At 45.2% G+C, this 18,498-nt stretch carries 19 protein-coding genes; 14 read left to right on the forward strand and 5 right to left on the reverse strand.

Annotated features, from left to right (window positions below; translation table 11 throughout):
- Positions 1-42: 42 nt before the first annotated feature.
- The 4 genes from L1D15_RS07660 to L1D15_RS07675 form a co-directional block, all read right to left on the reverse strand.
- On the reverse strand, positions 43-1,134 hold the full coding sequence (locus tag L1D15_RS07660; RefSeq protein ID WP_239865023.1) for a succinylglutamate desuccinylase/aspartoacylase family protein: 1,092 nt from the start codon (positions 1,132-1,134) through the stop codon (positions 43-45).
- Entirely contained in the window at positions 1,094-1,999 is a 906-nt protein-coding gene (gene rimK, locus L1D15_RS07665) for a 30S ribosomal protein S6--L-glutamate ligase (protein ID WP_239838425.1), read from the reverse strand. The genes L1D15_RS07660 and rimK overlap by 41 nt, the downstream gene beginning before the upstream one ends.
- The gene (locus L1D15_RS07670; protein WP_239838424.1) at positions 1,996-2,439 is read right to left on the reverse strand and encodes an ATP-dependent zinc protease; all 444 of its coding nucleotides are present in this window, start codon (positions 2,437-2,439) and stop codon (positions 1,996-1,998) included. The genes rimK and L1D15_RS07670 overlap by 4 nt, the downstream gene beginning before the upstream one ends.
- A 270-nt stretch (positions 2,440-2,709) precedes the next feature.
- The gene (locus L1D15_RS07675) at positions 2,710-4,182 is read right to left on the reverse strand and encodes an aminoacyl-histidine dipeptidase (RefSeq protein ID WP_239875228.1); all 1,473 of its coding nucleotides are present in this window, start codon (positions 4,180-4,182) and stop codon (positions 2,710-2,712) included.
- A 1,013-nt stretch (positions 4,183-5,195) separates the two neighbouring features.
- On the opposite strand from L1D15_RS07675, the gene L1D15_RS07680 reads away from it, so the two are divergent.
- From L1D15_RS07680 to pgpA, 14 genes are all read left to right on the forward strand, one after another.
- A complete protein-coding gene (locus tag L1D15_RS07680) occupies positions 5,196-6,485 on the forward strand; it encodes an NCS2 family permease (protein WP_239865020.1) in 1,290 nt (429 codons plus the stop codon).
- Positions 6,486-6,564: 79 nt separating this feature from the next.
- On the forward strand, positions 6,565-7,029 hold the full coding sequence (gene tet(34), locus L1D15_RS07685; RefSeq protein ID WP_239875229.1) for an oxytetracycline resistance phosphoribosyltransferase domain-containing protein Tet(34): 465 nt from the start codon (positions 6,565-6,567) through the stop codon (positions 7,027-7,029).
- A 206-nt stretch (positions 7,030-7,235) separates the two neighbouring features.
- Complete coding sequence (gene frsA / locus L1D15_RS07690; RefSeq protein ID WP_239838420.1) at positions 7,236-8,483, forward strand: esterase FrsA; 1,248 nt, start codon at positions 7,236-7,238, stop codon at positions 8,481-8,483.
- A gap of 121 nt (positions 8,484-8,604) precedes the next feature.
- Positions 8,605-8,994: a sigma factor-binding protein Crl gene (gene crl, locus L1D15_RS07695; RefSeq protein WP_239838419.1), complete on the forward strand. Its 390-nt coding sequence runs from the start codon at positions 8,605-8,607 to the stop codon at positions 8,992-8,994.
- A gap of 178 nt (positions 8,995-9,172) precedes the next feature.
- Positions 9,173-10,306 (forward strand): glutamate 5-kinase, encoded by a 1,134-nt coding sequence (proB, locus tag L1D15_RS07700; RefSeq protein ID WP_239875230.1) that lies wholly within the window; start codon positions 9,173-9,175, stop codon positions 10,304-10,306.
- 14 nt (positions 10,307-10,320) lie between these two features.
- A complete protein-coding gene (locus L1D15_RS07705) occupies positions 10,321-11,571 on the forward strand; it encodes a glutamate-5-semialdehyde dehydrogenase (RefSeq protein WP_239865019.1) in 1,251 nt (416 codons plus the stop codon).
- Positions 11,572-11,799: 228 nt separating this feature from the next.
- On the forward strand, positions 11,800-12,249 hold the full coding sequence (nrdR, locus tag L1D15_RS07710) for a transcriptional regulator NrdR (protein WP_239838416.1): 450 nt from the start codon (positions 11,800-11,802) through the stop codon (positions 12,247-12,249).
- 14 nt (positions 12,250-12,263) lie between these two features.
- Positions 12,264-13,370, forward strand: a complete 1,107-nt coding sequence (ribD, locus tag L1D15_RS07715) for a bifunctional diaminohydroxyphosphoribosylaminopyrimidine deaminase/5-amino-6-(5-phosphoribosylamino)uracil reductase RibD (protein ID WP_239875231.1) — start codon at positions 12,264-12,266, stop codon at positions 13,368-13,370.
- 2 nt (positions 13,371-13,372) lie between these two features.
- The gene (locus L1D15_RS07720; protein WP_239865016.1) at positions 13,373-14,023 is read left to right on the forward strand and encodes a riboflavin synthase; all 651 of its coding nucleotides are present in this window, start codon (positions 13,373-13,375) and stop codon (positions 14,021-14,023) included.
- 80 nt (positions 14,024-14,103) lie between these two features.
- Positions 14,104-15,213, forward strand: coding sequence for a bifunctional 3,4-dihydroxy-2-butanone-4-phosphate synthase/GTP cyclohydrolase II (gene ribBA, locus L1D15_RS07725; protein WP_239875232.1), 1,110 nt, complete (start codon positions 14,104-14,106; stop codon positions 15,211-15,213).
- A gap of 178 nt (positions 15,214-15,391) precedes the next feature.
- Entirely contained in the window at positions 15,392-15,862 is a 471-nt protein-coding gene (ribE, locus tag L1D15_RS07730; RefSeq protein ID WP_006957919.1) for a 6,7-dimethyl-8-ribityllumazine synthase, read from the forward strand.
- Complete coding sequence (gene nusB / locus L1D15_RS07735; protein WP_006957918.1) at positions 15,862-16,329, forward strand: transcription antitermination factor NusB; 468 nt, start codon at positions 15,862-15,864, stop codon at positions 16,327-16,329. The genes ribE and nusB overlap by 1 nt, the downstream gene beginning before the upstream one ends.
- Before the next feature lie 66 nt (positions 16,330-16,395).
- Entirely contained in the window at positions 16,396-17,370 is a 975-nt protein-coding gene (gene thiL, locus L1D15_RS07740; RefSeq protein WP_239875233.1) for a thiamine-phosphate kinase, read from the forward strand.
- 4 nt (positions 17,371-17,374) lie between these two features.
- Positions 17,375-17,881 (forward strand): phosphatidylglycerophosphatase A, encoded by a 507-nt coding sequence (gene pgpA, locus L1D15_RS07745; RefSeq protein WP_239865012.1) that lies wholly within the window; start codon positions 17,375-17,377, stop codon positions 17,879-17,881.
- A gap of 88 nt (positions 17,882-17,969) precedes the next feature.
- Here the strand turns inward: pgpA and L1D15_RS07750 are convergent, their stop codons facing one another.
- Positions 17,970-18,353 carry a DUF3461 family protein gene (locus tag L1D15_RS07750; RefSeq protein WP_239838410.1) on the reverse strand — a complete coding sequence of 128 codons (384 nt, stop codon included), beginning with the start codon at positions 18,351-18,353 and terminating at the stop codon, positions 17,970-17,972.
- Positions 18,354-18,498: the final 145 nt, after the last annotated feature.

Below are 18,498 nucleotides of genomic sequence, written 5' to 3' on the forward strand. Positions count from 1 at the left end.
GTAAAACCGCTGACCTCTTAAATGGGCAAGCGGTTTTTTGATTTATGCAGGAGAGTGGATTTGGCCTGTTGTGAGTGGCTCTAAATCCGAGTCGCTGATCTCTTCGATGAACTCTTCTACGACCTGTTCCACTTGCTGATCATCTTCGGCAAAATAAGCCAAATGAAACACGGCATCGCCTTCATTGACCAAGGGAAGTGTTTGCTGACCAATCACGATTCCCCCTTTATGGGCCTTGATTTCAATCTCACTGTGCCCTAGTGGTGCACTAATGAAGGCGAGAATTTGGCCCCTCACTACTTTTTCACCTAATGTCACAACGGTACGTAAAATGCCATCGCTTTCCGCTCTAATCCAACTGGTGGATTTGGCAATCACGGGCTCTGGCCGCTTTTTACGACTGGGCCTTAACATGCCAATGGCTTGCATCACACGTTTAACGCCAATGAATCCAGCATTAATACAAATGGGTTCAAATCGTAATGCCTCACCAGCCTCGTATGTCAACACTGGGATCCCGAGACGTTCGGCTTCACTGCGTAACGAACCATCCCGCAAAGGAGCGTCAACAATGACTGGCGTTGCAAAGGCTTGTGCAATACGCAACGTTTCTGGGTTACTTAGGTCTGCCCGAATCTGAGGTAAGTTAGTACGATGAATCGCCCCCGTATGTAAATCAAGAATGTAGTCACAGCGTTTCGCGATCTGATTGAAGAAAGCGCTTGCCATTCGCGAAGCGAGTGAGCCTTTTTCACTGCCCGGAAAACAGCGGTTTAGGTCGCGTCTATCGGGTAAATAGCGTGATTTATGAATAAATCCGAACACGTTGACGATAGGTACAGCGATGACTGTACCTTTCAGTTTTTGTGCGTCAATGGTGTTGATGAGTTGCCGAACAATTTCTACGCCATTGAGCTCGTCGCCATGAATAGCCGCATTAACCATAAGAGTCGGCCCTGCGTACTTCCCGTTGATCACTTCAATTGGGATCGATAAGCGAGAATGGGTGTAGAGTTTGGCTGACTTGAGATCGAGCACTTTTCGTTGTCCCGGCAAGACTTGCTCGCCGAGAATCTCAAACACGCGGTTGTTTTTAGCCTTTGCCACGAGTTCTGGTCCTTTTAGTCGGGGCATTCTTTTCGATAAACTCGACGATCATGCCTGCAATGTCTTTACCTGTCGCAGATTCAATGCCTTCTAGCCCTGGTGACGAGTTAACCTCCATCACTAAAGGTCCGCGTTCGGATCTTAGTAGATCGACACCCGCGACATTGAGCCCCATAATTTTGGCTGCGGCAATGGCGGTACGACGCTCTTCTGGCGTAATTTTTATCAGTGATGCACTGCCACCACGGTGCAGGTTAGAACGAAACTCACCTTCTGCACCTTGACGTTTCATTGCTGCGATCACCTTGTCGCCAATGACAAAGCAGCGAATGTCTGCCCCACCTGCTTCTTTGATGTATTCCTGAACCATGATGTTGGCTTTCAAGCCCATGAAAGCTTCGACAACACTTTCGGCGGCTTTACGTGTTTCAGCCAGTACCACCCCAATGCCTTGAGTACCTTCCAGCAGTTTAATGACCACAGGAGCACCACCAACCATCTCGAGCAGGTCTTTAACATCATCGGGTTTGCTGGCAAAGCCCGTAATTGGCATACCTATCCCTTTACGTGACAACAACTGCATAGAGCGTAACTTGTCTCGTGAGCGAGTAATCGCAACAGACTCGTTGACTGGATAAACACCCATCATTTCAAATTGACGCAGTACGGCGGTGCCATAAAAGGTCACTGAAGCCCCAATACGTGGCACAATGGCATCAAATCCGGATAACTCTTCACCTTTAAAATGAATTTCAGGTTTATCGGAATTTATGTTCATATAGCAGCGCAGGGCGTCGATGACTTTGACTTGGTGCCCACGTTTCTGACACGCTTCAATCAAACGCTTAGTTGAGTACAAATTTGCGTTGCGAGACAGAATACCGATTTTCATTGTTGGTTTTCCTCGAAAGGGACTAAAAACGATTGAACAGGGTCGACAATCAAACGATGGTGCATTGCTGTTCGACCTAACAGCATGCGAAACGCCATATTTTCGCGATTGGTTAACGTTAACTCTGCTGGCCAGCTCTCCTGACCGAGTCGTATTTCCGATTCAATCACATAGCGTGTTTCTTCATGACCTCCGGAATCTCGAACAATTCGCTGGTCGATGACCTTAGCCTCGCACACTACTTCTTCAGTGGTATTACGCTGTTGTGGATGGATCCAAAACCTTACCCACAACTCTGTTCCTTTATTGAAGCTTTCAAGTTTAAAGGTATGCAGACAAGAAGTACGAGCACCGGTATCAATCTTGGCATTGATCTTCTCTATGCCTAACCCAGGAAGACTTAAGGTTTCTCGCCAGCCCACTAGCAGTTTTTCGTTCATGGCATTTCATTTATATTCAGAGAGTAATTAAGAGGCTCTGAGAACTGAGCATCTTGCGATATAACCAATAGCATGTATCGGTTACATAGGTTGAAGAGGGCAAGCTGGATTGCCTTAGGTGCTTCAACTGCGGCGACTGTATCAGCGAAGATGCGCTGGTGACTAACGAATAAATTTCACCGTAACGACAAAAATTAATTGTCGAACTAGGAAACAAAAAAGCCAGCAATGTCAGCTGGCTTTGGGGTATTTTTCGATGGGAAGAGCAGGTTAGGCTTTCTCTGGAATCGCTTCCAGTAGTGCGACCATTTGTTCCCAGAATAGTGCAACGGTATCGATTTTCACTTTCTCATCAGGCGAGTGTGGGAATTTGATCGTTGGGCCAAACGACACCATGTCCATATTCGGGTACGGCTCTTTAAACAAACCACATTCAAGGCCGGCATGGATAACCATAATGTTCGGCTTGTGACCGTAAATGCCTTCATACATGTCACGGAAGATAGCCATGATCTCAGAGTCCGCATCCGGTTTCCAACCAGGGTAGGCGCCTGAAAAAGCAATCTTCGCCCCCGCCAGTTCTGCCATCGATGTTAGGGTGCTTTCTACTTGGTGGCGACCTGAGTCAATCAATGAGCGAACGAGGCACAGAACGTTTATCTTATCGCTCTCTGTGGTAACGACACCCACATTCAGGGATGTTTCTACAACGCCTTCGATCTCATCACTCATGCGGATCACGCCGTTAGGACAAGCATTGAGTGCCGCAATAAAACGTTGCTGATCAGCAATAGCTAGCGCTTGTTCGCTGGTTTCAATGGCTTCATTGAATGAAACGATGTCCGTTTCTACTTTGCCTAACTCTTGCTTCAACAAGTCTGTGTAGAAGTTAAACAGTTCTGCCAGTTTAGCTTCGTTTTCGGCAGGGATAGCGACTGTCACGAAGGCTTCACGCGGAATTGCATTACGCAGGCTACCGCCACGGAATTCAATTAGGCGTAGATCCAATTCTTGTGCATGACCGGCTAGGAAGCGAGCAACGAGTTTGTTTGCGTTACCTCTGCCCGTATGGATATCACAACCTGAGTGACCACCTTTTAGGCCTTTCAAAATCAGTTGGCGAGTGACGTAACCTGCTGGGATTGCTTCACGTTTAATGTCGAACGTCATTTCTCCATCAATACCGCCCGCACAGCCCATGTAGACTTCACCTTCTTGCTCAGAGTCGGTATTGAGTAGAATTTCACCTTCAAGCCAGCCAGCTTCAAGACCAAAGGCTCCTGTCATTCCTGCTTCTTCATCAATAGTCAGAAGTACTTCAAGTGGGCCGTGTTTGATGTCTGTGGAGGCCAGTACCGCTAAGCATGATGCCATCCCCATACCGTTATCAGCGCCTAGTGTGGTGCCTTTGGCTGTGACCCATTCACCGTCTATGTATGGTTGGATAGGATCTTTAGTGAAGTCATGTTCCGTGTCTTCATTTTTTTGCGGCACCATATCAATATGAGCTTGAAGAACCACGCCTTTCTTATTTTCCATGCCAGGGGTTGCTGGCTTTTTAATGAAAACATTGCCCGTTGGGTCTCGACGCACATCGAGGCCTTGCTCCATTGCCCAATTTACAATGTACTGAGCTAATGCTTCTTCATGTTTAGAAGGGTGTGGGATAGAGCAGATCTTATCGAAAAACTGCCATAAAGGTGCAGGTGATAAGTTGCTGATTTCAGAATGGAATTCAGACACGGATGACTCCTTGATGATAATAACGCCAGATCTTATTAGGTAATGTTGCTAAATGAGTAGCACAAAAATCTGGATCTGGCCTATTGAGTAGAGGGGCACAGAATAGCACTACGTGACACAAGGTAGTAGTCAAAGCGGAAACGAAATGTTTCGTTGTCATCACATAACGTGGATTCTGTTATTTATGTTTGTGAGACTCTATTCTTATTGAGCGTAATAAAATTAAAGATATTGCTGATATTTGTGTAATTAAATTACAAGATTGGCTTGATGTAAGTCATTTTTTGAATTTTATGTGACTTTAATCACTTTTATTGTTGTAATTTATTTTCTTTGGGGTATATTAGTAACCAGCTTCGAAAGTGAAGAGAAAATGCTCAAAGGATGAGTCCGATTTGTCGCCTCCATGGAACCGAGAAATCAATATTTGTTATCTGTTTTAATTGATTTAGAAGGTGATAGTTATGAAAGGTTTACCAAGTGCAACATTCTGGCTAAACAGTTCTGTTTATACTGGCAATTTTGCATACCCAACAAGCTTCGGTTACTAATCGAGTTTGTGACTCTCGAACAAGTTTGTTCACCCCTATATTGGAATTTTATTACAGCGCCTAATTTGCTGAGATGATTCAACCGCCACTCAAATTGAGTGGCGTTTTTTTATCGTGAGAAAGCACATGGCCAATACTTCCATTTCCTCAACTTTTCCCGACGGGTAAAACTCATCCTTATAATTGCCTATCCAGCATCCAATTCTTAAGCCTTAGCTCTATGTAACTTTACGACATGGTAGAAAAATCACCGTTTACAATATCTGGCATTCATTCTTATTACTTATTGAACTTAAAGTATTTTTCACCGGTGTTAATAAAATTAATCCTTCTAAAGCTAAATTTTACAGATAGAAATGTTTATTAGAGCCGTAATTCTATCTGGAATTTGATATTTGGAGACTCTATAATCCCGCCAATCGATTACGCAACCGTTTACTATTACTCCTTTGGAATTCGATTATGTTCGAAAAAATATTCAAGCTCAGTGAACACGGAACGAATGTAAAAACTGAGATCATTGCAGGTATCACGACTTTTCTGACCATGGCTTACATTATTTTTGTAAACCCAGCTATCTTGGCAGATGCAGGCATGGATCGTGGTGCTGTGTTTGTTGCTACCTGTCTGGCAGCAGCTATCGGCTGTTTTATCATGGGCTTCGTGGCGAACTACCCAATTGCTCAAGCACCAGGAATGGGGCTCAACGCCTTTTTCACCTATGCTGTTGTGTTAGGTATGGGGTATACATGGCAAGTGGCTCTAGCGGCAGTATTTGTATCCGGTGTGCTATTCATTCTATTGAGTGTGTTTAAGATCCGAGAGTGGATCATAAACTCCATCCCACTTTCTTTGCGCACGGGTATTTCGGCGGGTATTGGCTTGTTCTTGGCATTTATCGCGTTAAAGAATGCAGGTATTGTGGTTGATAACCCGGCGACGCTTGTTTCTCTTGGCTCGATTACTTCATTATCTGCAGTACTAGCTTCAATTGGCTTCTTCCTGACTATTGCACTGGTTCATCGTGGCGTAAAAGGCGCGGTGATGATCGCTATTTTGGCGGTTACTGGCTTAGGTTTGGCGTTTGGTGATGTGCAATGGGGTGGCATCATGTCAACACCACCAAGCATTGCTCCGACCTTCATGCAGTTGGATTTTTCTGCAGTATTTGAGATCGGTATGATTTCAGTGGTTTTTGCTTTCCTTTTCGTCGACTTATTTGATACTGCAGGCACGCTAGTGGGTGTGTCTCAAAAAGCTGGTCTGATGGATAAAGATGGTAAAATTCCTCGTCTGAATAAAGCTCTTCTTGCTGACTCAACTGCTACTTCGGTAGGTGCTCTGTTGGGTACGTCAAACACGACTTCTTACATTGAGAGCGTATCCGGTGTTGCCGCTGGTGGTCGCACAGGTCTAACCGCTGTTGTAGTTGGTATTTTATTCCTACTTGCTCTATTCTTCTCGCCATTGGCTGGTATGATCCCTGCGTATGCGACTGCGGGGGCGCTATTCTATGTGGCTATTCTGATGTTATCTGGTTTGGTTAGCATCGATTGGCGAGACTTAACCGAAGCTGCACCAGTGGTGGTGACTTGTTTGCTGATGCCGCTGACTTTCTCTATCGCAGAAGGGATCTCGTTGGGCTTCATTGCTTACGCAGCAATTAAATTATTCAGTGGTAAAGGTCGTGATGTTTCGCTCAGCGTATGGGTTATGTCAGCAATCTTTATCTTCAAGTACATTGTTGCTTAAAAACTTCAATAAGGGCTTGTGAAATCAACCAAGCGTTGGCTCCACAGGCCCTCAACTTTTTATAATTAGGTTTATTACAATGAGTAAGAAATTCGTTATTACTTGGGATCAAATGCACGCTTATTGTCGTGAGCTAGCTGAGCAGCAAATGCCTGCTGAGCAGTGGAAAGGTATCTGGGCAGTGAGCCGTGGTGGTCTTGTTCCAGGTGCAATTCTGGCTCGTGAATTAGGTATTCGTTACGTTGATACCATTTGTATTTCTAGCTACGATCACGATCATCAGCGTGATATGAGCGTGCTAAAAGCGCCAGAAGGTGATGGTGAAGGTTACCTGATCGTAGAGGATTTAGTCGATAGTGGTGATACTGCACGTAAACTTCGTGAACTTTACCCTAAAGCAAAATTGATTGCGGTATGTGCTAAGCCATCAGGTGCTGTGCTATTGGACGATTATGTTGTGGACATTGCTCAGGAAACTTGGATTGAGCAGCCATGGGATATGTCTATTCAGTACATTGAACCTATTAACCGCAAGCAAAAGTAATCTCTGTTTGTTGAGTTTAAATATGACCCTTATGGGTCATTTTTTGTTTGTGCCTATTGATCCGCTTTACCTAGTTTACTTATGCTGGTTTTTTAATGACTTATTCGTCACTTTTTGCCAATTAATAGGTTGAACATTGATGAGTGTCTGCCTTTTGAGGCGACACGGGTATACAATATAGGAAATTATTTAAACTAGGCGTCATTATGTCTGAAGAAGTGAGCAAAAACCTGTCAGAAACACTGTTCACCAACCATAAGCAAGCGCGAGAAACGTCCTCATTAACTCAATACATGCCCAGTAGCCAAGAATTACTAGACAAGCGGCGTGAGGAAGAGGGCTTTAAATGGTACCGAAATCTGCGTCGTATGCAGTGGGTATGGCAGGGATTAGATCCTATTGAAATCGAAGCTGTTCTGGCAAAAATCGCCTCTTCTAAACATTCAAGGACTCACGATGAGTGGCTGGATACCGTCATGGGCTATCACAGCGGTAACTGGACTTATGAGTGGACCAAGCTGGGGATGCTGCATAACAAGCGCTCTCATGAACTCAAGGGTGAAGAAGCCGCGGATGAGCTGTTCAATGCGTCCTTGTGTTTTAGTATTGCCGGTTACCCCCATTTGAAAAACGATAACTTAGCTATACAGGCTCAAGTACTGGCTAGCAATGCTTATACAGAAGCGGCAAAGAAAACAAAATATATCGTTAAGCAAATTGAAATTCCTTATCAGAACAAGCGCATTATTGCTCATCTTCATCTAACGAAAACGGATAAGCCCCAGCCAGTCGTAATCGTCAGTGCAGGGTTAGACAGTTTGCAAACTGACTTGTGGACGTTATTTCGCGATCACTTAGCCAAGAAAGACATCGCGATGTTGACTGTTGATATGCCCTCGATTGGCCATAACAGTCACTGGACGCTCACAGAAGATACTTCGTGTCTGCATCAAGCGGTACTTAATGAGCTGTTTAATATTCCATGGGTAGATCATCACAGGGTCGGTTTGATTGGTTTCCGTTTTGGTGGCAATGCCATGGTGAGACTTTCATTCATGGAACCGGATAAGTTAAAAGCTTGTGTGAGCTTGGGTGCGCCGATTCACGATGTATTAGCGTCACCAAAGAAACTGAAAAAAATGCCGAAAATGTACCTCGATGTACTGGCCTCTCGATTGGGTAAAAATGTTGTCGACGTCAACAGTTTGGCGGGTCAGTTGATGGCTTGGTCACTTAAAGTTCAAGGCATTTTATCTAACCGTAAAACTAAGGTCCCTATTCTGGCAATGAGTCTAGAAAACGATCCTGTTTCTCCTTACAGTGATAATCAGCTTGTTGCCTTGTTCAGCGACTATGGGAAAGCGAAGAAAATCAGTGCAAAAACAATTACACAAGGATATGAGCAATCCCTCGATTTGGCGATTAAGTGGTTGGAGGACGAGCTAATTAGATGACAAATCTAATAAATTAGGCAACACTCATATAAGGGCAATACCCAAACTATGCAGTCCTGTTTATTTGCTCGTCATAACTACAACGAATAATCACAACAGATTTTGAATATGGAGATTCATTATGTCTGAACAGCCAAAGAGTCCAACTCATTACCGTTTGTTGTCTACACTGAAGGCCATTGGCCCTTATCTGAGAGAGCCTCAATGTGAAGAAGGACGATACTTGTTCGATTGTCTTTCTGTGTGTGTGAATGACAAAAAGTCGCCGGAAGAAAGAGAGTTCTGGGGATGGTGGTTAGAACTTGAACAACAAGGGCAAACATTCGCAGCTCGCTACCGCACTGGCCTCTACGATGGAAAGGGTGATTGGGTAGACGAGAAATTGCCTAAAAAAGCCATTGAAGAAGTGTTTCGCACCCAAGAAGGTTTCCACCAAAAACTGCAGGAAACTCTAAAGACTCAATTCGGTATGAATGTCGATTTGCACAAGGAATCGGTTGAATTCGTCTAATTCTTTCCTCTTTATCATTTTCTCAAATAAAAAGGCGCTTAACGGCGCCTTTTCTGCTTGTGAATTTATGTTTTGATTGTTAAAACATCATGTCTAATAGCTAATTTGTCTCAGATTCTTGCGGTTATGCAGTCTGATGAGTAATTGGTGAACTCTTTATTTTCATAGCAGAAAGACAATGAATCAAAAATGCGGACAAGCAACACAGCGTCAAACTGTGGTTGTGAAACTGGGTACCAGTGTATTAACTGGTGGCACTTTGGCATTAGACAGAGCTCATATGGTTGAGCTAGCCCGCCAGTGTGCAGAGCTGAAAAAACTGGGCCATTCTGTGGTCATGGTATCGTCTGGCGCAATTGCTGCTGGGCGTGAGCACCTAGGTTACCCCGCATTGCCCAACTCTATGGCCAATAAACAATTGCTGGCGGCTGTTGGTCAAAGCCAATTGATCCAAACTTGGGAAGCTTTGTTTGGTATTTACGGCATTAAGATTGGCCAGATGTTGTTGACGCGGGCAGATATGGAAGACCGTGAACGGTTTTTGAATGCTCGGGACACCATTAATGCCTTAGTGGATAACAATATTATCCCTATTGTTAATGAAAATGATGCAGTCGCGACCAGTGAGATCAAAGTCGGTGATAATGACAACTTATCTGCGCTGGTTGGTATCTTGTGTGGCGCTGATAAATTGCTGTTACTGACCGATCAGAAAGGACTTTTCACGGCGGATCCACGCAAGGACCCAAGTGCTGAGCTGATAAAAGAAGTGAAAACTATTGATGATACATTGCGTAAGATCGCTGGCGGGAGTGGCACGACTTTAGGTACTGGTGGTATGGCCACTAAGTTACAAGCTGCGGATATTGCCCGCAGGGCAGGCATAGAAGTCATTATTGCCGCAGGCAGCGCTCCCAATGTGGTGTTTGATTCATTGGGTGATGAGCCGCAAGGTACTCGTTTCCTGCCAATTGAAGAAGCATTGGAAAGCCGTAAGCGATGGATTTTGGCTGGACCAGCGGCATCTGGCGATATTGTAATTGATGACGGTGCGGTGAAGGCTGTGATTGATAAAGGCAGCAGTTTATTAGCGAAAGGTGTAACTCAGGTGAGTGGCACATTTGCTCGCGGTGAAGTTGTAAGAGTGACAGACCAAACAGGCAGCTTAGTTGCACGTGGAATTTCCAGTTACTCTAGCCAAGACATGGCAAAGATCATCGGTAAGCACAGTAAAGATATTTTGGGAATTTTGGGTTATGACTATGGCAGCGAAGTGCTGCATCGTGACGATATGGTTGTGATTCAGGAGTAATTGAGGGAAAAATTGTGGAACTGATTTCGATGGGGAAAGCGGCGAAAGAGGCGGCTTTTCAACTAGCGACCGCGTCAACGGCGCAAAAAAACCATGCATTGGCTATCATTGCTGATGAGCTTGAAGCCAATGCTGAGACAATTCTGGCGGCGAATGCTAAAGATATTGAATTAGGCCGCAAAGCAGGGCTGACAGAGGCACTACTCGATCGCCTTTTGCTTAACGACACTCGCTTAGCGGGGATCGCCAACGATGTACGTAACGTCATTGGACTCAATGATCCTGTCGGCAGTGAAATAGACAGCAAAGTACTTGAAAATGGTATGTCTTTATCTCGTCGCCGAGTGCCTCTCGGTGTGGTCGGGGTCATTTATGAGGCGCGTCCAAATGTGACCATTGATATTGCTGCGTTGTGTCTGAAAACGGGGAACGCAAGCATTCTTCGTGGTGGTAAAGAAACCTTCTTCTCCAATATGGAACTGGTCAAGGTGATCCAATCGGCGCTTGCCAAAGCCGAATTGCCAGCGGCGGCAGTTCAATACATTGAAAAGCCAGACCGTGAACTGGTGTCTCAATTGCTAAAGCTGGATGACTACGTTGATATGATCATTCCACGAGGCGGGGCAGGGCTACACAAAATGTGTAAGGAAAACAGCACAATCCCTGTCATTATTGGTGGTTTCGGTATTAGCCATGTGTTTGTTGATGAAAGTGCTGATTTGGAAAAATCCCTTGAAGTGATAGAAAACGCGAAAGTGCAGCGTCCTTCTGCTTGTAATGCCTTAGACACCTTGCTAGTGCACCAAAATATTGCCTCAGAGTTTTTACCTATGCTCATCGCGAAAATGCAGGATAAGGTCACTTTTGTCGCAGAGCCTAAAGCAAAAGCATTGATGCAAGAAGCAAAAGACATTCGCGACAGTGCTGAGGGGGATTTCGATACCGAGTGGTTAAGTTACACATTGGGCGTCAAAGTGGTTGAAGATGTGAAACAGGCCATTGACCACATGCGGGTTCATAACGCGAGTCACTCCGATGCAATCATGACCAATAGCTTAGAAAACTCAGAGTTATTTATCAATTCTGCTGGTTCGGCAGCGGTTTATGTTAATGCTTCTACTCGTTTTACTGATGGTGCTCAGTTCGGCTTAGGAGCGGAAGTGGCAGTATCGACTCAGAAGCTACATGCCCGTGGACCGATGGGATTAGAAGAGCTCACCAGCTATAAATGGGTAGGGAAAGCAAACTATCTACCGCGCAGTTAACAAAACTCAGTAATCTTGAAATGAAAAGGGGCGATTTCGCCCCTTTTGCTTTTCTTCGCTTAAGCAAATCCGCTAAACTAGCAGCGATATACTCAAGTGACTTCGCTGCGAGCTAACAGCTTATCCTGAAAGAGATTCTCATTCTTCTTGGTATTGAATTATGTGTTTTCATCCCCTGTAGTAATAAGATGAGGTAACGAGGTTTCTTGAGTATATGATGGAGGTGATATGCATTGTCCTTTTTGCTCTGAGAATGACACTAAAGTGATCGATTCTCGTCTGGTGGCTGACGGCCATCAGGTTCGCCGTCGCAGACAGTGTCTGGCCTGTAGCGAACGTTTTACTACATTTGAAACGGCTGAGTTAGTAATGCCTCGCGTAATTAAATCAAACGGAAACCGTGAGCCCTTCAATGAAGATAAGATGGTTGGTGGTTTGCAACGCGCCTTGGAAAAACGTCCAGTGAGTGCTGATTCTGTTGAACTGGCGATTAGTATGATTAAATCTCAGTTGCGCGCTACAGGTGAGCGTGAAGTACCAAGCGAAATGATTGGTAATTTGGTCATGGACCAGCTTAAAGAGTTAGACAAAGTAGCCTATATTCGTTTTGCATCTGTTTACCGCAGTTTCGAAGATATTCGTGAGTTTGGTGAAGAAATCGCCAAACTGGAAGATTAACGGTTAATTTGACCATGTCGGAATTCACTCCTCAAGATTACCAAATGATGTCGCGTGCTATTGAAATAGCCAAAGGCGGTATCTACACCACTGCACCTAATCCCAATGTTGGGTGTGTCATTACCCTTAATGGCCAGATTGTTGGTGAAGGCTTTCATTATCGGGCCGGAGAACCTCATGCTGAAGTGCATGCGCTGAGAATGGCGGGTGAACAGTCTGTTGGCGCGACAGCGTATGTCACGTTGGAGCCGTGTTCTCATTATGGGCGAACGCCTCCTTGTGCGGAAGGGTTGATTAAAGCCAAGGTGGCGAAAGTAATCTGTGCAATGGAAGACCCCAACCCTCAAGTTTCTGGACGTGGCATTAAAATGTTGCGAGATGCGGGCATTGAGGTGCTGGTGGGGTTACTAGAAAGCGATGCGCACGCACTCAATCCTGCCTTCATTAAACGAATGCAAACTGGGATGCCATATGTGCAGTTGAAAATGGCGGCGAGCCTAGATGGTCAAACGGCACTGAGTAATGGTCAGAGCCAGTGGATCACGTCTCCACAGGCAAGACAAGACGTGCAGAACTACCGTTCTCAAGCGGGAGCCATCTTATCGACCAGCAAAACCGTCATTGAGGATAATGCGTCATTGAATGTTCGTTGGTCTGAGTTACCTGAATCTGTGCAAGTTAAGTTGCCCGAGAGTGAAGTCCGTCAACCCGTGAAAGTGATCATGGATCGTCAAAACCAACTAACTGCGGATCTTAAGTTGTACTCGACTGATGGCAAAAGAATTGTTGTGTCTCAACAAGGTGACTTGGCACCTTTACTCAATGAGGCTAATCAGATCGATTTAACATCCACATTTGAAAAGTTAGCTGCTCACCACAATATTAATCATCTCTGGGTTGAAGCGGGGGCGACTTTAGCTAGCAGCCTAATCAAAGAAGACTTAGTGGATGAACTTGTGCTCTACCTAGCACCTAAGATTATGGGTAGTGATGGCCGAGGTTTATTTGGTGAACTAGGGTTTGAGTCGATGGCGGAAGTCATTGATTTAGACATCCAAGATGTCAGGCAAGTCGGTGAGGATATCCGCATTGTCGCCCGCCTTAAAAAGAAAGAATCGTAATTATGTTTACAGGAATTATTGAAGCTGTTGGTACGCTGACAGCTATTACCCCTAAAGGTGAAGACATTAGTGTTACTGTGGATGTGGGGAAGCTGGATATGTCCGATGTTAAGTTGGGTGACAGTATCGCGACCAATGGTGTGTGTCTCACGGTCGTGGATTTTACCTCGACTAGCTATAGTGCAGATTTGTCGCTTGAAACGCTGAGTAAAACCGGATTTACCGATTATCAGGTCGGAGGTAAGGTCAACCTTGAGAAAGCCATGCTGCCGACCACTCGATTTGGCGGACACATCGTTTCTGGTCATGTGGATGGCGTTGGTGAGATTATTGAACGCAATCAAGTAGGTCGAGCGATTGAGTTCTGGGTCTCCATGCCTGAAGAACTGTCAAAGTATGTGGCAGAGAAAGGTTCTGTCACCGTTGATGGTATCAGTTTGACGGTGAATGATCTGCGCAAGAATGCTTTCAAACTGACTATAGTGCCGCATACGGGTGAAGAAACGACCATCGCAGATTTTCACGTTGGACGAAAAGTGAATTTAGAAGTGGACGTATTAGCTCGTTATATGGAGCGTTTACTGACCAGCCAAAAAGAGCAGCCAGAATCGCGTTTGACTATGGAGTTTCTCCAGCAAAACGGTTTTGCATAAATTAACCGACGCCCAGCCTAAAACGCTGGGCGTTGACACAGAATAAAGTCGCCAAGAGCCCAGATAACAGGAACAGAGAAATGCCAATTAGTACGCCTCAAGAAATCATCGAAGACATCCGCTTAGGTAAAATGGTCATCCTGATGGATGATGAAGATCGTGAAAATGAAGGCGATCTGATCATGGCTGCCGAACATGTCACGCCGGAAGCGATTAACTTTATGGCGACGCATGGTCGTGGCCTGATTTGTTTGACCATGACTAAAGAGCGCTGTGAGCGACTTGGCTTACCTCCTATGGTTCAGGATAACAATGCTCAGTACACTACAAACTTCACTGTGTCTATTGAAGCGGCAGAAGGGGTTACCACGGGCATTTCTGCCGCTGATCGTGCTCGTACTGTACAAGCAGCGGTGGCCAAAGACGCTAAGGCTGCTGACTTAGTCCAGCCTGGGCATATTTTCCCGCTTGCCGCGCAGGAAGGTGGAGTGTTGACTCGCGCAGGCCATACCGAAGCGGGGTGTGATTTGGCGCGTTTAGCTGGCCTAGAACCTTCAGGCGTGATTGTTGAAATCCTCAATGATGACGGCACCATGGCTCGACGCCCAGATTTAGAAATCTTTGCTGAAAAACATGGCATTAAGTTGGGGACAATTGCTGATTTAATTGAGTACCGCAACAACACTGAAACCACTATTGAGCGTGTTGCACAGTGCAAGCTGCCAACAGAATATGGTGAATTTGAGTTGGTCACATTCCGTGACACGATTGATAATCAGATTCACTATGCCCTTTGCAAAGGAGAGGTTAACGGTCAAGTCCCATTGGTGCGAGTGCATTTGCAAGACACCTTTACGGATCTACTGCGTAGTGATCGCAATGCAGAAAGAAGCTGGACGCTGGACAAAGCCATGAAACGCATTGGTGAAGAAGGTGGTGTTCTGGTGATTCTGGGGAATGAAGAGTCCACTGAATTGCTCATTCATCGCGTAAAAATGTTTGAAGCTCAGGATAAAGGTGATGCGCCGACTTTGGCTAAGAAGCAGGGTACATCACGACGTGTAGGCGTCGGTTCTCAGATCCTAGCTGATTTGGGTGTGCATGACATGCGTCTGCTTTCGTCAACCAATAAGAAATACCACGCACTGGGTGGTTTTGGCCTCAATGTGGTCGAATACGTTTGCGAATAAGCAGGGCGAATATTTGTAGATAACTTCGGAAGGCAGTAGGTGACGAACCTATTGCCTTCTGTGTTTTTTAGAGCCATTCAGCTAATTGAGTAATGCTAAATTTCCATTAGATATTGCTCACAGATTTGTGCTAGAATCCGGCGATTCTCACTTGATGAACATAGTTAAAGGAAGGCTTATGAAAGTGATCGAGGGTGGCTTCCCAGCGCCAAACGCAAAAATTGCTATCGTTATTTCTCGTTTCAACAGTTTTATTAACGAAAGTCTATTGTCTGGTGCAATCGATACTTTAAAGCGTCATGGACAAATCAGCGAAGATAACATCACTGTTGTTCGTTGTCCGGGTGCGGTTGAACTTCCATTGGTCGCTCAGCGCGTAGCAAAAACAGGCAAGTTTGATGCGATTGTATCATTGGGCACTGTTATTCGTGGCGGCACACCTCATTTTGACTATGTTTGTAGTGAATGTAACAAAGGCCTTGCGCAAGTGTCTCTGGAATACAGTCTTCCAGTGGCGTTTGGTGTATTGACCGTTGATACAATTGACCAAGCTATCGAGCGCGCAGGAACCAAGGCTGGTAATAAAGGTGCAGAGGCTGCACTAAGCGCACTTGAAATGATTAACGTTTTATCAGAAATCGATTCCTAATGGGGGCCAGTGTGAAACCAGCCGCACGTCGTAATGCACGTCGATTCGCTCTACAAGCGATCTACTCATGGCAAATTACTAAAGAGAATGTTGCCACTATTGAAGAGCAGTTTTTATCTGGTGGTAAGTATGATGAAGAAGAACATCATGCGGCAGAACCAGCGCTTGTTGCACCAGATACTGACGTTGCATACTTCCGTGACCTGCTAACAGGTGTTGTGCTAAGTCACACAGAGCTAGACAGCAAGATTCGTCCTTACACGGCACGTCCAATGCAAGATTTGGATATGATGGAGCTGGCTTTGCTTCGTCTTGCAATGTATGAAATGACACGTCGTGAAGATGTGCCATACAAAGTGGTGATCAACGAAGCTATCGAGCTAGCGAAAGTGTTCGCTGCGGAAGAGAGCCACAAGTTTGTCAATGGTGTGCTGGATAAAGCCGCACCGCACGTTCGCAAAAAATAAGCCGAATTGATAGACAAAGGTCAGCACACGCTGACCTTTTTTATGCCTAACGTTACATTGAGTACTATGTCTGGTGAATTTAATTTAATCGAAAAGTATTTTGTCGGCCGTCAGCCTTCGCGTAAAGATGTCCTATTAGCTGCTGGGGATGATTGTGCTTTAGTCAAAGTGCCGGAAGGGCTGTCCGTTGCGATCAGTACGGACACCTTAGTTTCGGGGACGCATTTTCTCGCCGATGCCAACCCGACTTGGGTCGCGCACAAAGCACTGGCTTCCAATATTAGTGATTTAGCCGCAATGGGAGCCACACCAGCTTGGGTCTCGTTTGCATTGACGATGCCAGAAGCTGATGAAGCATGGTTAGCCCCTTTCTGTGAGGCGTTCTTTGAACTCGCAAACTATTATGGGATTCAACTGATAGGCGGTGATACGACTAAAGGGCCGTTGAGCTTAACACTGACGGTGCAAGGTTTGGTTGATCCTGATAAAGCTTTACGTCGTGATGGTGCTCAGGTCGGAGATTGGATTTACGTAACGGGAGATTTAGGGGATAGTAAAGCTGGGCTGGATGTGATTCTTGATGCGACACAGCGCACAAAGCCATTTGCGGAGGAGCTCGAGCAGCGCCATTACCTGTCTACACCTCGTGTTTTGGCTGGCCAGGCTTTGCTTAATTTAGCAAGTTCAGCGATTGATATTTCCGATGGCCTTATTTCTGATTTAAAACATATTCTCAAATGCTCTTCTGTTGGAGCAAGCCTTGACGTTGCTTTGTTACCTGTCTCTAATGAGTTGATTCAATTTTCTGGTTCATTAACCACAGCTCAACAATATGCTTTGTCTAGTGGAGAAGAGTACGAATTGTGTTTTACTGTACCAAAGCAAAACAAAGGCTCAATTGACAGTGCGCTCGCCCACTGCGGAGCTAAAATCAGCTGTATCGGTCAGATTCGTCCGGAAGGGACGTTTGATCTGCATCATCAGGGACAGGCATTAGATTGGGCCCTACAAGGCTATGACCATTTCAACCACAATAAGTAATTTCATGACAAACCCACTATCATTTATTTCTCTTAAAAACCCTTGGCATCTGCTGGCAACAGGCTTTGGCAGTGGGTTATCTCCTATAATCCCTGGTACGATGGGGACTTTGGCTGCAATTCCATTTTACTTACTTTTGGTTCAGCTTCCCTTGCCTATGTATATTGTGGCGGTAATCGCCGCTTGTTTTATAGGTATTAAGGTATGCCAAGTGACATCGGATGACATGGGGGTTCATGACCATGGGGCCATTGTGTGGGATGAGTTTGCGGGCTTTTGGATCACTATGTTGGTCGTACCGTTGTTTCAACAGTCAAGCACCGATTGGAAATGGCTATTAACAGGGTTTGTTCTGTTTCGTTGCTTCGATATGATTAAGCCATGGCCTATCAGTTGGTTGGACGCTCGAGTACATGGTGGTTTCGGCATTATGCTCGATGATATTGTGGCTGGTGTGATGGCGGGGATCGCGCTTTACTTGGTCGGTAAGTACGCCGGCTGGCTAGTTTAGGAGCTATTTCTCATCCAATCATGTTTTGACTATGAACATAAAAATTGAAAAGGGTTGGTATTTATACCAACCCTTTGAATCATTTAATCTACTTTAGCTTTTCTAGATCCGCTTCGATTTCTGTGATTTTGCTTGAGACCACTTTCTCTAAGTGGCGCAGGTCAGAAAGAATTTTCTGTTTTACATCCACTTCAGCCAGCTGCTCTGGTTTAGTCAGTTTATTCAGCTCATCAATCACCAAGGTTAGGTTACGATTGATTTCTGTCACTTCCTTGTATTTATGGCTGCCACCATCAACAAGAACGTTTTTAACCTGGCGAGGGTATTTGAACTTCACGCTCTTAGCGAACAGTTCCCCTTTCTGCTTGTGGAAATAGATCTTTAACACATCCTTGTGCGCTTCTTGGCGTAGTGAATAGCGCTCAATCTGTTTAGGATCTTGAATACCTAAACCAGTGAGGTGTGGAAACATAGGCTACCTCTTTGTGTTGATTCAAAATCACCCTGTGGACTTATGCTCAGGGTGTACAAATATTGTTAACATCAATAATGTAGCAGCCTAATCACGTTGTAGATAGCTGATTTTTAGAGCGCCTGTGCAACTTGTGGGCAAGATC

The organism is Vibrio sp. Isolate25, from assembly GCF_022398025.1.
Lineage (GTDB): Bacteria > Pseudomonadota > Gammaproteobacteria > Enterobacterales > Vibrionaceae > Vibrio > Vibrio coralliilyticus_A.